Source organism: Luteibacter sp. UNCMF331Sha3.1, from assembly GCF_900109915.1.
Lineage (GTDB): Bacteria > Pseudomonadota > Gammaproteobacteria > Xanthomonadales > Rhodanobacteraceae > Luteibacter.
Map to the genome: position 1 here is coordinate 41,618 of NZ_FOBU01000003.1, position 16,605 is coordinate 58,222.

General features: G+C 66.0%; 12 protein-coding genes. 7 read left to right on the top strand and 5 right to left on the bottom strand.

The genetic code is table 11. The features are described from left to right. Positions 1 to 150 precede the first annotated feature (150 nt). Positions 151 to 2,997, top strand: coding sequence for a TonB-dependent receptor (locus BMX32_RS15825; protein WP_089980515.1), 2,847 nt, complete (start codon positions 151 to 153; stop codon positions 2,995 to 2,997). 303 nt (positions 2,998 to 3,300) lie between these two features. Beyond that, positions 3,301 to 3,471 (top strand): hypothetical protein, encoded by a 171-nt coding sequence (locus BMX32_RS18725; RefSeq protein WP_170843703.1) that lies wholly within the window; start codon positions 3,301 to 3,303, stop codon positions 3,469 to 3,471. On the opposite strand, the gene BMX32_RS18730 is transcribed toward BMX32_RS18725, so the two are convergent. Further along, positions 3,468 to 3,617, bottom strand: a complete 150-nt coding sequence (locus BMX32_RS18730; RefSeq protein WP_170843704.1) for a hypothetical protein — start codon at positions 3,615 to 3,617, stop codon at positions 3,468 to 3,470. The genes BMX32_RS18725 and BMX32_RS18730 overlap by 4 nt on opposite strands. A 330-nt stretch (positions 3,618 to 3,947) precedes the next feature. On the opposite strand from BMX32_RS18730, the gene BMX32_RS15830 reads away from it, so the two are divergent. Both BMX32_RS15830 and BMX32_RS18500 read left to right on the top strand, forming a co-directional pair. Then, complete coding sequence (locus BMX32_RS15830) at positions 3,948 to 8,450, top strand: RHS repeat-associated core domain-containing protein (protein ID WP_170843705.1); 4,503 nt, start codon at positions 3,948 to 3,950, stop codon at positions 8,448 to 8,450. A gap of 59 nt (positions 8,451 to 8,509) precedes the next feature. After that, positions 8,510 to 8,992, top strand: coding sequence for a hypothetical protein (locus tag BMX32_RS18500; RefSeq protein WP_139206762.1), 483 nt, complete (start codon positions 8,510 to 8,512; stop codon positions 8,990 to 8,992). A gap of 329 nt (positions 8,993 to 9,321) precedes the next feature. Here BMX32_RS18500 and BMX32_RS15840 read toward each other — a convergent pair whose 3' ends face one another. Together BMX32_RS15840 and BMX32_RS15845 are read right to left on the bottom strand one after the other, a co-directional pair. Then, complete coding sequence (locus tag BMX32_RS15840; RefSeq protein ID WP_089980524.1) at positions 9,322 to 11,343, bottom strand: hybrid sensor histidine kinase/response regulator; 2,022 nt, start codon at positions 11,341 to 11,343, stop codon at positions 9,322 to 9,324. Positions 11,344 to 11,345: 2 nt separating this feature from the next. Further along, complete coding sequence (locus BMX32_RS15845) at positions 11,346 to 12,707, bottom strand: amidohydrolase family protein (protein ID WP_089980526.1); 1,362 nt, start codon at positions 12,705 to 12,707, stop codon at positions 11,346 to 11,348. 148 nt (positions 12,708 to 12,855) lie between these two features. On the opposite strand from BMX32_RS15845, the gene BMX32_RS19040 reads away from it, so the two are divergent. Both BMX32_RS19040 and BMX32_RS15850 read left to right on the top strand, forming a co-directional pair. Next, entirely contained in the window at positions 12,856 to 12,981 is a 126-nt protein-coding gene (locus BMX32_RS19040; protein WP_280140860.1) for a hypothetical protein, read from the top strand. A gap of 88 nt (positions 12,982 to 13,069) precedes the next feature. After that, positions 13,070 to 14,221, top strand: a complete 1,152-nt coding sequence (locus BMX32_RS15850; RefSeq protein ID WP_089980529.1) for an acyltransferase family protein — start codon at positions 13,070 to 13,072, stop codon at positions 14,219 to 14,221. Positions 14,222 to 14,264: 43 nt separating this feature from the next. Here the strand turns inward: BMX32_RS15850 and BMX32_RS15855 are convergent, their stop codons facing one another. Together BMX32_RS15855 and BMX32_RS15860 are read right to left on the bottom strand one after the other, a co-directional pair. After that, positions 14,265 to 14,450, bottom strand: coding sequence for a CsbD family protein (locus tag BMX32_RS15855; protein ID WP_089980532.1), 186 nt, complete (start codon positions 14,448 to 14,450; stop codon positions 14,265 to 14,267). A 92-nt stretch (positions 14,451 to 14,542) separates the two neighbouring features. Then, entirely contained in the window at positions 14,543 to 15,160 is a 618-nt protein-coding gene (locus tag BMX32_RS15860) for a flavodoxin family protein (RefSeq protein WP_089980535.1), read from the bottom strand. A gap of 101 nt (positions 15,161 to 15,261) precedes the next feature. On the opposite strand from BMX32_RS15860, the gene BMX32_RS15865 reads away from it, so the two are divergent. Next, positions 15,262 to 16,581 (top strand): Nramp family divalent metal transporter, encoded by a 1,320-nt coding sequence (locus BMX32_RS15865; protein WP_089980538.1) that lies wholly within the window; start codon positions 15,262 to 15,264, stop codon positions 16,579 to 16,581. Positions 16,582 to 16,605: the final 24 nt, after the last annotated feature.

Genomic DNA, 16,605 nt, shown 5'->3' on the forward strand with positions numbered 1-16,605 from the left:
GCCGGTCGAAAGATATTCCGAATGGCCGATGGTGCGCCCCGTTTACGCGGCGTAAGTTTTCCTTGCGTCCCTGTGAACGAAGTGTTCCGAACCTCGTTCGCCGCCTCGCGAAGTCCAAGCCCCACTCCCCTAAGGCTTCGGAGACACACAATGAAAACGATCTCCCAGAAGGCGCTTCGGCGTCACGGCCTCGCTTTGTCCATCGCCGCCGCGCTGGCGTGCGGCCACGCCGCCGCGCAGCAGGTGCCGCCGTCGGCTGCCGCTCCCGCTCCCGCGCCGCAGGACGCCGCCGATGCGCAGAAGACGACCGAGCTGACCGCCATCACCGTCACGGGTTCGGCGTTGCCGCGTATCGACGTGGAGACGCCGTCTCCCGTGCAGACAATCACGGCCGAACAGATCCAGAAGAGCGGCCTCAACACCGTATCCGACGTGGTGCGTTCGATCTCGGCCGATAACAGCGGCTCCATCCCCGCATCGTTCACCGCCGGCTTCGCAGCCGGCTCGTCGGGCGTGGCGCTGCGCGGCCTCACCGTCAATTCGACGCTCGTGCTGATCGACGGGCGCCGCGCGGCGAGCTATCCGCTCGCCGACGATGGCCAGCGCTCGTTCGTGGACCTGAACACCATTCCGTCGAACGCGATCGAACGCATCGAGGTACTGAAGGATGGCGCCTCGTCGCTCTACGGCGCCGACGCCATCGCGGGCGTCGTCAACATCATCCTCCGGCCCGGTTACCAGGGCACGGAGTTCACGGCCGACGTCGGGACGTCTCAGCACGGCGGCGGCACGACGAAACGCGCCACGGTGCTCTTCGGTGGCGGCGACCTCAAGAAGGATGGCTGGAACGCGTACATGAGCGCCGAATACCAGCGCGACGAACGGATCATGACCCGCGACCGCGGGTATCCGTACAACACCGCGGACATCCGGCGCAGTGGCGGCAACAACCTGATCGGCGGTCAGCCGTCGCAGAACTCGGGCTCGATCTACGGCACGGTGACGCCGGGCACACTGTCGCGTCCGGGCGACGTGACCTCCGGCGTGCCCGATCCCGACGGCGTCGCGCAACCGCTGGTTCCCTGCGGGCCAGCGGCGTCGCTCGTGACCGACGATCCTGCGAATCCGGGCAGCTATTGCGCGCAGAACTTCGCGCGCTACGCCGCGATCCAGCCGACCACGGATCGCCGGGGCCTCTATGGCCGCTTCACCATCCAGGTGTCCGACAAGACGAAGGCGTACATCGCGGCGAGCTACTACCAGGTGAAGACGACCTTCCCGGGTGCACCCGCGCAGATCCAGGCCGGCACGCCGCGCAACACGAACTCGATCGCGCTGCCCGCGACGTTGCCCGACGGTTCGCTCAATCCCAACAATCCGTTCGCGGCGAACGGGCAGGCGGCGCTCATCAACTACGGCTTCCCGAGCGCGCTGGCCAGCGGCGAGAACAACAACCGCAACTTCCGCCTCGTCGGCGGACTCACGGGCCAGTGGGGCGACTGGAGTTACGACACGGCACTGGTGCTGAACCACTCGTCGCTCGAAACGCGGCTCAACGGGTTCCTCAACTACGACCGCCTCATCGACGTGGCGAGCAACGGCACGTACAACTTCCTCGACCCATCGGCCAACTCGCCGCAGCTGCTCGCGTCGCTGTCGCCGCAACTGCGCAAGACCTCGACGAGCGACCTGCAGTCGATCGACTTCCACGTCACGCGTCCGCTGATGGACCTGGGCGGCGGTTCGCTCGGGCTGGCCACGGGCATCGACGTGCGGCACGAGGAGCAGGACGATCCGGACCTGAATCCGAACCTCGCCGCGCAGGGACTCGGCATCGCGCACGTCAAGGGCGACCGCACGGTGTCGGGCGTGTACGTCGAGCTGGATGCGCCGTTCCTCGAATCGCTCGAGGTCGACGTCTCCGGTCGCTACGACCACTACTCCGACTTCGGCAACAACTTCTCGCCGAAGATCGGCATCAAGTGGAAACCGATCGAGGAGCTCGCCCTGCGCGGCACGTTCTCGAAAGGCTTCCGTGCCCCGAGCTTCGCCGAGAACGGTTCGAGCGAAGCGGAAGGCTTCGCCACCTACACGCCGCCGGCCGAGTTCCAGGAACTGCACGGCAACAGCGGTTACGTGCAGCCGTACGGCCTCGGCTTCCTCACTCGTGCCAACAAGAACATCAAGCCCGAGCGCTCGAAGAGCTGGACGTTCGGCTTGCTCTACCAGCCGACGCCGGACCTGAGCGCATCGCTCGATTACTACCGGATCAAGAAGACCGGCGTGATCGCGCAGCAGAGCGCCAGCGCCGTGCTGGACGCGTACTACGCCGGACTGCCGCTGCCCGAGGCGTCGGCCATCGTGCAGGACGTGCCCGACCCCGCGGCGCCCGACGCGTTGCCGCGTCCGCTCGTGGTGGCCGCGCCGTACGTCAACCAGAACGCGCTGGAAACGAAGGGCCTGGACCTCAACCTCAAGGCGGGTTTCGACTTCAGCGAGAACGTGCGATTCACCAGCGAGCTCAACCTGACGAAGATCATCAGCTGGCAGCTGACGCTGGAGGACGGTACGAAACTGCAGTTCGTGGGCACGCACGGGCCGTATGGCCTCTCGTCGGGCGCGGGCACGCCGCGTTATCGCGGGTCGTGGGCCAACAGCATCCAGTTCGGTCGGGCGACGATCACCGGCACCGTGTACTACACCAGCGGCATCAAGCTGACGGCACCGGACATCACGTCGGGGTGCTTCTCGACCAACACGGATACCGGTGCGAACGTGCCTTCCAATTGCCGGATGGCGTCGTTCACCGACTTCGATCTCACCGGGCGTTACGACATCAACGACAAGGTGGCGATCACGGGTTCGGTGATGAACGTCTTCGACAAGAAGGCGCCGTTCGATCCGCTCAACTACGCCGCGCTGAACTACAACCCGACCTATGCGCAGAACGGCGTGGTCGGACGCTTCTTCACCCTCGGTGTCCGGGTGAAGCTGTAAGGGCCTCCGCCGGCCAGCGGCGGCGTCGGTCGACCCGGCGCCGCCATCGTGTTCGCACAGCGTGTCGGTGGCGGTGCGGGGAAAGCGGCCGGACCCCGGCATGCCCCGGGTCCCGCCGGCGGCCACCGCCGGTGCGCTGTGCGGCCGCATCGGCGGGGTAGGTTGACGCTAAGGTTAAAATGCCGTAGTTACGACGGTTGGGGGAATTCAGCAAGGGGGCCGGAAGGCCATGGCACGTCGATTCGCGCTACACCGTGTTATCGCTCCACGTCGCATCGCATCGCTCCCGTCGGGGGGCATCGCATGACCGGCCACCTCGACGACACCGACATCCCGGCGCTGCCGGACGGCCTCGTGCCGGGCAGCGTGGCGCCTTTCATCATGCGTTACGGCACCGGGTTCCTGCTCGCCATGCAGAAGGCGGCGGCCGACCACGACGCCGCGCACTCATCGACCGAATCCGAGCCGGCCTAGCGTTCCGCGGGGTGCGACGTTGGCGCCCGCGCGCCGTCGTCCGGCGTGTCGCCCGCCGGACCACCACGATGGATGGCACCGACGACGAAGATCGCCACCATGGCGACGATCAGGGCGATGAGTGCGTAGTAGCGCGATCGGTTCATGGAGGCCTCGTTAGCGGACGCGAGGAGTGTCCGCGCGCGATGGTCAAAGGAATGGAAGGCGGGCGTTAGGGCGCCGTGCTTCGGGCCGCCCATGCGGTGCATCGGCGCCCCGGCGAGGGGCGCGAGCAACCACGCAGTTTGCCCGTGCCTGCCTCCGGGTGGGAGGCGCGGTGCCGCTCGCAAGGCGCTCGCCGAGAACCGCATGCGATAGCGAACATTCTCAAAAACATAGAAGTTTTCTGAAAAATCCAACCGATTGCGCTTGGATGACAGACGTGGGCACTGCGCTTACGTACAGTCGCGCGCCTTGCTTACGGAATGGATGAATACATGCGAAGGAATGCGAAACGGCGGGCGCTGGCGCTCGCGCTGGCGCTCGCGCTGGCGCTAGCTATCCCGGTGACCGCAGTCGCGGTGGATATCGCGCCGGATATCGAGTTTTCCGTCCGACGAAAAGACCAGTCGACCCTTTACTTCCAAGATATGAAGGAGGCCGCGGGCGCTGCCATGTCGACCGCCTGCGAAGAAAATGGCTACGTCGAGTGCCAGTTCGACCATGCGAGCGCTTTCGGCTCAGGCTACGTCACGAAATATTTCTACAAGAAGCCACCGAACGACACCTTCTTTCCCGTCACTGTGTTCAATTACGCGTACTACGCGTGCGCGATTGAACCATCGCTCTACATTGTCAAGGATTCGCTCGTCTATGGGCCTTACCCCAATCGCGACCAGGCGGTGGGCGTCACCTGGGGCGATTACGTTTGCCGCTATGCGCTCGACCCGGATCCCGAGACCGAACCTGAGCATCAATCCGAGCTCGGCGCTGGCGATTGCGAAACACGCCCCAACGCGGGTAATCCCATCAACGTCGGGTTGAACAACAAGTATCAGGAAGTCGAAGACATCGCCGCGACGGCGGCCTCGCCGTTGCATTGGTCGCGCTATTACAACAGCGGTATCGCTGGCGATGCGAAGAACACGTGGCCTTCGATCGCTCACCTCGGTAGCCGTTGGCGCGGCACGTACGATCGGTCGCTGATGACGATCGCCGGCGTCGCCGCGCCGACGGTGCGGCTTGTTCGCCATACCGGCGAGCGCCTGGAATTCACTGAGGTCGACGGGCGCTACCGCAGCGTGGCCGATCCGCGTGGGCAGCTCACGCGCGCGGGTGAGGGCTGGAGCTACCGAAGCGCCGCCGGCGAGACGGAAGCGTACGATGCCAACGGTCGCCTCGTGTCGCTCGATGCCGGCACCGATCGCGCGGTCCGGTTCGTGTATGGCGACGCGCTGTCCGAAGCCATCGATGCGCAGGGGCGCCGATTGGTCTTCGGCTACGACGCGGCGGGGCGCATCGTCACGGTGAGCGACGGGGCCGGTGTGGCCGTGACCTATGGGTATGACGAGAAAGACGACGCCGGCCTGCGTGCCGATCTGGTAAGTGCGACCTACGCCGATGCGTCTTCGCACGTGTACGCGTACAACGAAGCGACCTATGTCAGCGGCGTATCGCGCCCCCATGCGCTCACCGGCATCCACGACGAAACCGGTGTACGCTTTGCCACCTTCCGCTACGATGCCGACGGCCGGGCCGTGGCCAGCGAGCACATCGAAGGCGCCGACGCGACGCAACTGGTGCGCGAGGCGGACGGCACCGTGGCGGTCACCGGTCCACTGAAATCGGTCCATCGGTATCGGTACGCGCAAATTCGTGGAGTGAAGCGCTTGGTTGGCGTCGATCAGCCCGGTGGCGCGGGATGCGCCGCCGCAAGCGCCGCGATCGATTACGACGATAGCGGGCTCATCGCGCGGCGGGTCGGCTTCGATGGGCGTGTCACCACGTACAAGCACGATGCGGAAGGGAACGAGACGGAGCGGACCGACGCCGCGGGCACACCGTCGGCGCGCACGATCACCACGGAATGGCACCCGGAACTGCGCAAGCCGCTGCGCATCGCGATGCCGGGGCGCGAAGAGCGCTTCACGTACGACGCCGCCGGCAACGTTACCCGCCGTGAGCTTTGGGGCTCGTTAGATCCCACCCAGGCCGACGCGCCGCTGACGCTATCCCGCGTCTGGCGAATGACCTACGACGGGCAGGGGCGGCTGATGCGGGACGAAGGGCCGCGAAGCGACACCGACACCATCGCGACGCTCGCGACCTATGCCTATCGTAACGCCGACGCGCCCGGATGTTCGGCTGCAACGCCCTGCGACTACCGTGCGGGCGATCTCTGGAAGATCACCGACGCGCTCGGCCACGTCGAGGAATTCCTGCGTTACGACCCGGCGGGCCGCATGCTGGCGCGTCGGGATGCGGTCGGAACGGTCTACAGTTATCTCTACACCGACCGTGGCTGGCTACGGGAGATCGATGAGCAGCGCCCGGATGGATCACACGCGATCACGGCCGTCACATACAACGCGCGCGGCGACATCGCCAGCCTCACCGATGCCGATGGAGTGCGGCTTGCCTTCGACTACGACAAGGCCGGGCGTCTTATCCAGATAGCGAACCCATCCGGCCACCGGCTCCGCTTCAGACTCGACGCGGCGGGTAACCGCATTCAGGAAGACAGCGATGACAGCATGTTCCTCGCCACGCAGCTCAAACGCAGCATCGACGCGCTCGGCCGCGTCGAGACCGAGACACGCGACGGCGGCGGGATCACCCGATACACCTATGATGCGCTCGGCCGACCCACCGGCGTGACCGACGCCGACGGTCGCCAGGACAGCAGCGCCTACGATGCGCTGGGCCGGCTGCGCGAGGCGGTGCAGGACGTCGGCGGTGTCAATGCCAGCACGCGGACGACCTACGACCCGCTCGACCAGCCTACGGGCGTGGAAGACGCCAAGGGCGTGCTCACCCGCTATCTCGCAACGGGCCTCGGCGATGTCGGCAGCGTCGACAGTCCCGATGGCGGCATCAGCACCGACGAGCACGACGCGGCGGGTTTGCTGCGCCGTCATGAGGGGCCGGGCGGCATCGGCAGCTTCGACGTCGCACGCGATGCGCTCGGTCGACCGCTCACGGTGACCTATGGCGACACTGCGCAGCTTACGCGGTACACCTACGACAGCCCCGACCCGGCTTGCGCGTCGACGGAGCGTCACGCCACGGGGCGTCTGTCTTCGGTGACGCAAGGCGCGACACGTACAGCGTTCTGCTACGACGCCCCCGGCCACGTCACGCGCAAGATCCAGCAGGCCGGCGGCACGACGCAGGCCGTGTCGTATCGCTACAGTCTCGCCGGCCGGCTGCAGGAGGTGGCCGTCGATGGCGGTGCACGTACGACCTACCGCTACGACAAGGACGGCTCCGTGGGTGGCATCGCCACGGCACCGGCCGGTGGCGCCGCGGTCGATGTCATCAGTAAGGTCGCCTGGCGCCCGTTCGATCTGTTCCAGTCGTGGACGTACGGCAATGGCCGGATTCTGAGCACCAGTCGTGACGGCAACGGCTGGATCACCTCGTGGGGTGGCATCGAGGCGGCGTCGTCGACCTATGCGCTGTCCCGCTCACCCGCGGGGCGGATCGACGCGCAGCTCGCACGGTCGTATGCGTTTCGTTTCGATTACGACGGACTGGGTCACGTCAGTAAGGTCACCGATTACGGGAACGGTACGCTGCTGCGTGGCTTCGATTACGACGCCACGGGCGATCGCCAGCGCATGACGGTCGGCAGCGCCACGCAGACATATCTCTACGATCCATCCAGTCACCACCTGACCACCGCGGATGGCAAGGCGCGTCGCTACGATGCGGCGGGCAACACGATCGGCATCGGCAGCGCAACGCTCGACTTCGACAGTGCCGGGCGCCTCGCCGCCGCAACCGAAAGCGGTCGGTTGCTGGTCAGCTACGGCTACGACGCGCTGGGTCAGCGCATCGTGCGCACCGAAGCGGCCAGCGGCGCGACCACGCGCATTCTCTACGACGAGCAAGGCCACTGGCTGGCCGACTACGATGGCACCGGCAAGCTCACCCGTCAGGCCATCTGGTTTGGCGATTATCTGGTCGGATTGATCGACGCGGGCAAGGTGTTCTATGTCGAGCCGGACCATCTGGGCGGCCCACGCGCCGTGGTCGATCCTTCCAACAACGTCGCGCAGTGGCGCTGGCGCCCGAGCGACGACCCCTTCGGAACGGCCGCACCGGATGAGGACCCGGACGGCGACGGGACGCGCTTCGTGTTCGATCTGCGTTTTCCGGGGCAGCGATACGACGCGCTGACCGGACTGCATTACAACTATTTCCGGGACTACGATCCGGGTACGGGGCGATACATCGAGGTCGATCCGCTCGGATTGGCGGGTGGGATCAATCCGTATTTGTATGCCGACGGAGCGCCTTTGTCGTTCTCGGACCCGTACGGTTTGTGGCCTCAAGGGCGTGCGCCGTCATCGCATAGCTGGAAGCAGGCACCAGGGATTGGTGGAGTGTACGGCAACGGCGTGAAGGTGTTGCCTAAGCGACCGAATGGCGTAGTGGAACAGACACCGGGTGCGTGGCCTTCGGCGGTAGAGTTGAGATACACGCTGGTATGTGCCGAAGCGAGGTGCGATGCAACAGAGTGCTCGCGGTATGCGCCTTCGTCCAGATTGATTAACTACAGGGAACGGCCGGAACTCCCCCCATCAACCGTCAGTTTTTCATCGCTCAACCCCGGCTGCACCTGTCTCAAGGTCGACTTTCTGGACCAGATGTTGCAGCGCCGGGCTGCCAGGCAGGTGTCGATGCCTGCCAGCAGTGCATGGGACGCCATGGAGGGATATACGCGCTTTCTGGAAGGCTTTTCACGACAGCTAGAACGGGCAAGGTTGCGTAAGTGACTCGCAGATCTTCCGCATTCGCCATAGGAACTGCTTTAGTCCTATTTTGTGGACTAGTTGTGATCGCCTTGACCAACCGTCCTCCGTCGAGTTCCATCTTTGCGATGGGCCACGCCTATCCAAGCAAGTCGGTTTCTTTCGCTTTCGAGTGTTCGGCTTTTGAAGAGTCACCTGAGCACCGCATGATCAACAGGAGAACTCGCCTATCGACGACCAAGGTCTGCATCGAGCGGGCCGGAGCAGTTCGGGACGTGCGTCCATCGGCAATTGTCATGGGCCGCTCTCGGTTTGATGGGTTGCCCAAGGTCAGCTTGTTTTTCGATGAGCACGATACCGCGAGAATTTCGCGTTTCTTCGAAACGCACCGCGGCTACGTTGTTCTCTACCGAGACGACACACTCCTGAGCTACTTCCTCGCCGACGGAACCGGTTTTGCTGGGGAAATTGCGACCTACCAAGACACCATCGAAGATGCCGAGTCCGCGATGGGGCAACTCGCTATGTCATCCCGGGAGTGGCCGAAACAAAGCTGGAATCGATAGATTGGGTGTGCAGGAGCGACTGATACAAGGAGACCAGCCGGCAAAATTGGGTATCTCCGCCCTTGGCGATGCGGCGACCGGTGCAGGACTTACCGTCAAGCCTGGAGGCTTCACGGGCGCGGTGGTGTTCGATGGCGAAGCCTGTGTGGGCGTCAGTAGTGATGAGGCGTCACTTTTCCGGCGATCGAAGGCGTGCAGTGAAGCCTGAGTGTCTGCGAAGAACTAGGCGGTCGAGTAAGCAACACGCGCCTTCAAGGACGATGCGGTGCTCGCGGCAAGCGCCCATCGCCAGCAGGCTGGCTCCCACCGGTCTGTCGCGACATCGTGGTTTACGGCGCCGTGCCTTCCAGGAGTTCGTCGATCGCGCCGATCAGGGCGCGCAGCGAGAATGGCTTGCTCAGCAGCGCGCATCGCTCGGGCAGGTGTGGCGAATCGGCGAAGGCGTCCCAGGCGTAGCCGGTGATGAAGAGGAACGGCATGGCCGGGTGCGTTTCGCGCACGGTCAGTGCGAGCTGCCTGCCGTCCATCCCCGGCAGGCCGATGTCCGTCACCACGATGTCCGGCACACGGCCGGCGTGCAGCACGCCGAGGGCCTCCGCGGCATCCGCGCACGCGTCGATGTCGTAACCGCTTTCTTCCAGCACCTCGGAGGCGATCGAACGGAGCATGGGTTCGTCTTCCACGAGCAGCACGCGCCGCCCGGCGCCGTCGCTGCGTTCGCGGGCGGCATGGCCGACCGTCGCGGCGACGTCGCCGATGTGCCGCGGCAGCCAGAGACTGACGGTGGTGCCGTTGCCCGGTTGAGACTCGATGATGGCGCGTCCGCCGGTCTGCCTTGCGAAGCCGTCGACCATCGACAGGCCGAGGCCGGTGCCCTGGCCGATCGCCTTGGTGGTGAAGAACGGATCGAATGCCTTCTCCACCGTGGCGCGCGACATGCCCATGCCGGTATCGGTCACGGCGATGACGACGTGGTCGGCCATGCCGTTGCCGATGTCGGTGGCGGGCGCGTTTCGCGTGACGATGCCCAGCTCGCCGCCGTGCGGCATCGCATCGCGCGCGTTGATCGCGAGATTGAGTACCGCGCTTTCGAGCTGGCTCGCGTCCGAGAGCGTTCTCCAGAGATCTGGCTGCATGCGCAGGGACAACGTCACCTGTTCGCCCAGCAGGGGGCGCAGCAGCAGGTCGAGACCGCGCACGATGGCGTTCGCGTCGACGTCGGAAAGCGACAACGCCTGCTGGCGCGAATACGCGAGCAGGCGATGCGTGAGACCGGCCGCACGTTTCACCGCCCCCGCCGCTGCATCGAGCAGGCGAGGGACGCTGTCGGTGCGCCCGCTCTCCAGCCGTTCGGTCACGACCTCGATGGCGCCGCCGATGCCGCCAAGGATGTTGTTGAAGTCGTGCGCGATGCCACCCGTAAGCCGCCCGAGTGCCTCGAGCTTCTGGGCGTGGCGCCACTTGTCCTCCATGTCCCTCCGCCGCCCGACGTCGCGACCCATGCCGTAGACGACCTCGCCATCCGGCACGCAGGTCCACGCGAACCAGCGGTACGTGCCGTCGGCGGCGCGGATGCGCACCTCGAGATCCTCGACGACCTCGCCATCCAGCAGTTGCGAGACGGCGTCGGTCGCCCGCTCGAGGTCGTCCGGATGCAGGAGGTCGTCGAACGCGGCGCCGACCAGGCTGGCGATGTCGTAGCCGAGTTCGTTCGCCCACGCGGGATTGAGGTTGCGGTAGCGGGCGTCGCGCCCCATGACCACGTAGAGATCGCGCGAGATGCCCCATATCTGGTCGCGCTCGCGCGTGCGTGCATCCACCTCGCGCTCGAGCGACGCGTTGAGCGCGCGCAGCGCGGCCGTCGAGCGCACGCCGCGCGTGGTCTCCATCGTGACGGCGATCATGCCGAAGATGTCGCCGTTCTCGTCGCGCAGCGGCGCATACGAGAACGTCCACCAGGTGTCCTCGGGGAATCCGTGGCGGGTCATCGTGAGCGGCAGGTCGCGGTGCATGCTGGCCTTGCCGGCGAGGGCGCCTTCGACATGCGGGGACACGTCGTCCCAGACGTCCGCCCATAGCGCGTCGAAGCGCTGGCCGATCGCGCCATGCAGCCGCTTGCCCAGCATGGGCCGGTACGGATCGTTGAAGAAGAAGAGCTGGCCCGGTTCCACCGACACGAACATCGGCTGGGGCGATGCGAGCATCGTGGCCAGGATGCTGCGCAGGGCGATCGGCCACGATGGCGCGGGTCCGATCGGCGTCGCGCTCCAGTCGAACGCACGGATCTCGTCGGCCGTCGGCGAATCGACCGGCAGGAACGCGAAGGGATCGGGCGTCGACGGACCGGCCATGGTCAGGGTCCGGTGCTTTCCAGCGGTCCGGCGACCTGCTGGCCGCGCTGCCACACCGCGCGGATCGTCGTCGTCGCTTCGATGTTCTTCGACGGATCGCCGTCGAGCACGATGAAGTCGGCCCGCTTGCCGTTGGCCAGCACGCCCCGGTCGGTCAGGTTGAGCAGGGCGGCCGCGCGCTGCGTGGCCACCTGGATGGCCTGCACCGGCGTCAGGCCCGCGTCGACCATGAGCGCCAGTTCGCGGTGTTCGGCCACGCCGGGAATGCGTAGTGGCGTCGCGCCGGCATCGGTGCCGAATCCGATGGCGACACCGGCGTCGTAGAGCGCCTTCAGGTTGGCCATGTTGGTGCGCAGCGCGTCTTCGTTGGTGCGCGTCGATCCGTCCTGCTGCACACGGTCGCGCCAGGCGGCATCGGCGAACTGCTTCGCGAGATCGGGCTGCACGGCGCGGGTGAAGAAGGGCCGGTCCATCCACGCCGGGTGCCGGGCATAGATGAACGCGGCCTCGTTGAGATCGAGCGTGGCGACGTACCACGTACCGTGCTTCTTCATCGCTTCGATGAACGCCGCGTCCACCGGGCGGTCGCGCACGCCGTGGGCGAGGATGTCGACGCCGGCGTCGACCAGCTGGCGCGCGTCGTCGAGATAGTAGACGTGCGCCGCGACGCGCACGTGTTTCGCGTGGGCTTCGTCGATCACGGCATGCCAGATCGCCGGCTTCATCTTCACCGGCAGCGAGCCGTTGAAATCGTCGATCCAGATCTTGATGAGGTCGGTACCGCGTTGGGCGGCGGCATCGACCGCGGCGCGCGCCTGCGCCGGCGTTTCCGGACGGTCGAGCTGGTCGGAGCCGACCGTCATCATCTTCGCTGGCGGCGCGCCGTTGGGCACGCCGATACCGCGGTCCGCCCCGAAGAGGTCGGCACCGTCGGCCTTGCCGGCGTGGAGCTCCGCGCGTAGCGGATAGAACACGGCGGGAAGGTTGAAGCCGAGAGACGTCACGGTGGTCACCCCGTACGTTCGCCATTGCTTCAGCTGGCGCAGGATGTTCGCGCGGTTGTACAGCACGGGGGTACCGCTCTTCGTCCCATCGACCGAGCCTACATGCGCATGGTCGGAGACGAGGCCGGGGATGATGGTCTTGCCCGTGTAATCGACGACCTTCGTGTCCGCCGGCATCTTCGCGCGGAGCCCCGGGCCCATGAGAGAGATATGGTCCCCGTCGATCACCATGGTGACGTCGGTCAGGGGCGCGGCGCCAGTCCCGTCGATCACCGTCGCGCCGCGAATGACCGTCGCCGCGGGGGTGCTCCCGGCGGCGGCCAGCGCGAGGACGAGCAGGGTGGGGCGGAGCTTCGGCATGGGAAATCCTCTGAGCGGCGAGACCTGCACATAATGCACGAGGTCGCATGACGACGTGGTCGCGAACGCGATCGTGGCGAAGCTGTCACGTGCGATCCACGTTGGCCCATGGACCCTTGTCCCGTCATCACCAATGGAGGGACAGCACATGAACGACGAGAAGATGCCGGCGACCGGCAAGCAGAAGGGTGGCATCGGCTACATCCTGCTCTGGATACTGGGCGTGCCGATCCCCGTGCTGCTGCTCATCTTCCTGGTTCGCGGCTGCACCTGATACGCAGGAGCCTCGTATGCCCCGAAGCGCCGCCCCATGGGCGGCGCTTCGCTTTATGCTTGCCGCGACCGAACGAAGGAAGCGACGCATGTCCGAGGCGACACTCCCGCGCAGCCCCGGCATCGATGCCTTGCGCGGCGCCAGCATCCTGCTCGTGGTCGTCCACCACCTCGGGCTACGCATTCCGTTGCACAAGACGGATGCGGGACGCTGGTTTCCCGCGCCGCTGCTGAAGGGGCTGATCTATAACGGCTACGAGGCCGTTTTCGTTTTCTTCGTCATATCGGGTTTCCTGATCGCACGGCATACGCTCGAACGCGATGGCGCGCTGGCCGGCATCGACTGGCGCGGCTTCTACGCGCGGCGTGTCGCGCGTATCGGGCCCTGTCTCGTCGCCCTCGTCGCGATCCTTTTCGGCTGCCATGCGCTGGCGGTGCCGGATTACACGATCGACGCGGCGCGGCAGTCGCCTCTCGGCGCGACGCTTTCAGCATTCACCTTCACCCTCAACGTCTACGAAGCGCGCACGGGGTGGCTGCCCGGTGGCTGGGACGTCCTATGGTCGCTGTCGGTCGAAGAGGTGTTCTACCTCGGGTTTCCGCTCGTATGCCTGACGCTCGGGCGCACGCGCTGGCTCGTGCCGGCGCTGATCGCGCTGGTGGTGTCCGTGCCTTTCACCCGCGCGGCGATCGTCGACAACGAGATCTGGCAGGAGAAAGCCTATCTGCCGGGGATGGGTGCCATAGCGGCAGGCGTGCTCGCGGCGCTCGCGGTGGATCGGCGACGCGGCAGAGCCTGGCTCGCCATGCCGCGATCCCGCGCCCTGCTTCGCGTCACCGGGATCGCCGGGCTGGCGCTGGTGATGTTCTCGGGCGGCTGGCTCTGGCATGCGATCCGCGAGGGTTACATGCTCGTCCTGATCGGTGCGTCCGTGTGTCTGGTGCTCGGCTCGCCGGAGAACGGCGCCGGGGCGCACGGCCTTGGCTGGCTGCGCGCGATGGGGCGCTCGAGCTACGAAATCTATCTCACGCACATGTTCGTGGTTTTTTCGCTCGTCGCGATCGCACGCGCGACGGGAACGGACACGGCCTGGGGATGGATCTGGTTCGCGCCCGCCGTGGCATTGACGTCCGCGCTGGGCTGGTGCGTGGCACGATGGTTTTCGGAACCGGCCAATCGCAGCACGCGTCGATGGTTCCGCTCCCGGCGCTGGGCCATCGCTGCGCAGGACAATGGCTGAAGCGACGGTGGGAGCCCTCGGCTCCCACCGTCAACGCGCTCCCTTAGTGGTTGCGGTTCGCGTCGCGCGCCTTATCGGCGGCCTTGCCGACCTCCTTCTGCACCTTGCCGGCATTCTTTTCGATGTTGCCCGCGGCTTCCTTCGCATGGTTACCGGTGACCTTGCCGGCGACTTCCTTCACGGCGCCCTTGACTTCGTGTTTCATGCCTTCCGTACGGTTCTTGTCCACGATGCGTCTCCTGGTTGATCTGCGTCGTTCGCAGGGTTCCGATGAAAGGCGGAAACGGCAGAAAACGGCGTGAAGCGCGCGTGGGGCGTCGTTCACCCACCTTTCAACGGCGCAGGATAATTCGATGCCTTGAGCACGCCGGCGAGGTGGGCGGCGTTCGACGCGAGGGTCTCGATCGACCTGGCGACGGGCTCTGGCGTTTCATCGAGATCGATGTAGTTCGTGGAACCCATCGCTTCGCCGACCCAGTACGCGGAGCTGCCAGCGGGAATCGTGAAGCCGAAGTCGGCCAGGCCCTGGTAAAGCTCCGCGGAGACATGGTGCGCGCCATCCTCGTTACCCACTACACCCACCATCGCGACCTTTCCGAACGTCGGGTAACGGCCGTCGTCGCCGATGTCGCCGAGGATCGCGTCCATCCGTTCCAGCACGCGCTTGGCGATGCTCGAAGGCTGCCCGACCCAGATGGGGGTGACGACGACGAGGATGTCCGCGTCCATGATCCGGCGACGCACGTCCGGCCAGTCATCGCCATCGCCCTCGTCGTGACTGACGCCAGCCTTGATGTCGAGGTCGACGAGCCGGACGCTGTCGGTGACCACGTCGCGTTTCCTGAGCGCGGCGAACAACTGGTCGAGCAGCTTTTGCGAAGACGAAGGTTTGGGCGAGGGCACCAGGGTGCAGTTCAGGCCGAGGGCTTTCAAAGTCATGGGGCGTCTCCGGCAGAAAAAAGCAATCTGAGCGCACGGGCGTGCAACTCGCGTCGCGGGAGGGTGCATACGACGTGCGTCGATCCCGCTACGATGCGCGCATGCTTTCGTTTCCCAAGACGGCCACCGCGCCGTTCTGTCCGTCCGAAGTCGCGGGGTCGATCGTCGTCCCCGCCGATCTGCCCTGGTGGAAGAAGGTCGCGCGTTTCGCGGGACCCGGCCTGCTGGTGTCCGTCGGATACATGGATCCCGGCAACTGGGCGACCGATATCGAGGCGGGTTCGCGGTTCGGGTATCGCCTGCTGTTCGTGGTGCTGCTGTCGAGTCTTGCGGCCATGATGCTGCAGTGCCTTGCGGCACGGTTGGGCATCGCCACGCGGAAGGATCTGGCGCGCCTCTCGAGCGAGCGGTATCCCAAGGCGATCGGACGAATCCAATGGGTGCTGGCCGAGATATCCATCATTTCGTGCGACCTCGCGGAGGTACTGGGCAGCGCGCTGGCGTTCAAACTGCTCTTCGGCGTGTCGCTGCCGGTCGGTGTCGCGCTGACGGCGCTCGACACGTTCATCGTGCTCGGCTTGCAGGGCAGGGGGTTCCGTCGCGTCGAGGCGATCATCCTCGGTCTGGTCGGCACCATCGGTCTGTGCTTCGTGGTGCAGTTGTTCCTCGTCGGACCCGACTGGGCCGCGGTGGCGAAGGGATTCATCCCGTCGCTGCACGCCGTGTCGGCGCAGGAGCCGCTCTACCTCGCCATCGGCATCCTTGGCGCCACGATCATGCCGCACAACCTGTACCTCCATTCCTCCGTGGTGCAGACGCGCGCGGTGAGCGGTACCGAGGGCAAGCGGGAGGCGATCCGGCTGACGCGCCTGGACACGATCGGTTCGCTGAGCCTCGCGCTGCTCATCAACGCCGCCATTCTCGTCGTCGCCGCGGCCGCGTTCCACGGCACGGGGCGGACGGATGTCGCCGACATCGGCGATGCCTACGAACTGCTGGCGCCGATCGCAGGCACGACCCTCGCCGCCATCGCGTTCGCCATCGGTCTGTTCGCGTCGGGACAGAGTTCGACGTTCACCGGCACCATCGCCGGCCAGGTGATCATGGATGGCTTCCTGCACTTCAAGCTTCCCTGCTGGCAGCGCCGCCTGATCACGCGGGGGCTGGCGGTCGTACCGGCGTTCATCGGCGTGACCGCCATGGGCGACCGGGCCATCGGCGAACTGCTCGTGGCCAGTCAGGTCGTACTGAGCATCCAGCTGCCGTTCGCGATGTATCCGCTCATCCGCTTCACCGACGACCGCGAGCTGATGGGCGGGTTCGCGAATACGCGGCTCGTGTCGTGCGTCGCCTGGCTGCTCTTCGCCACGATCTCGCTGGCGAACGTCTGGCTGGTGGCGCAGGTGTTCGGTCTGGCGTGACGCCCGGCAGACATCGACGTCACG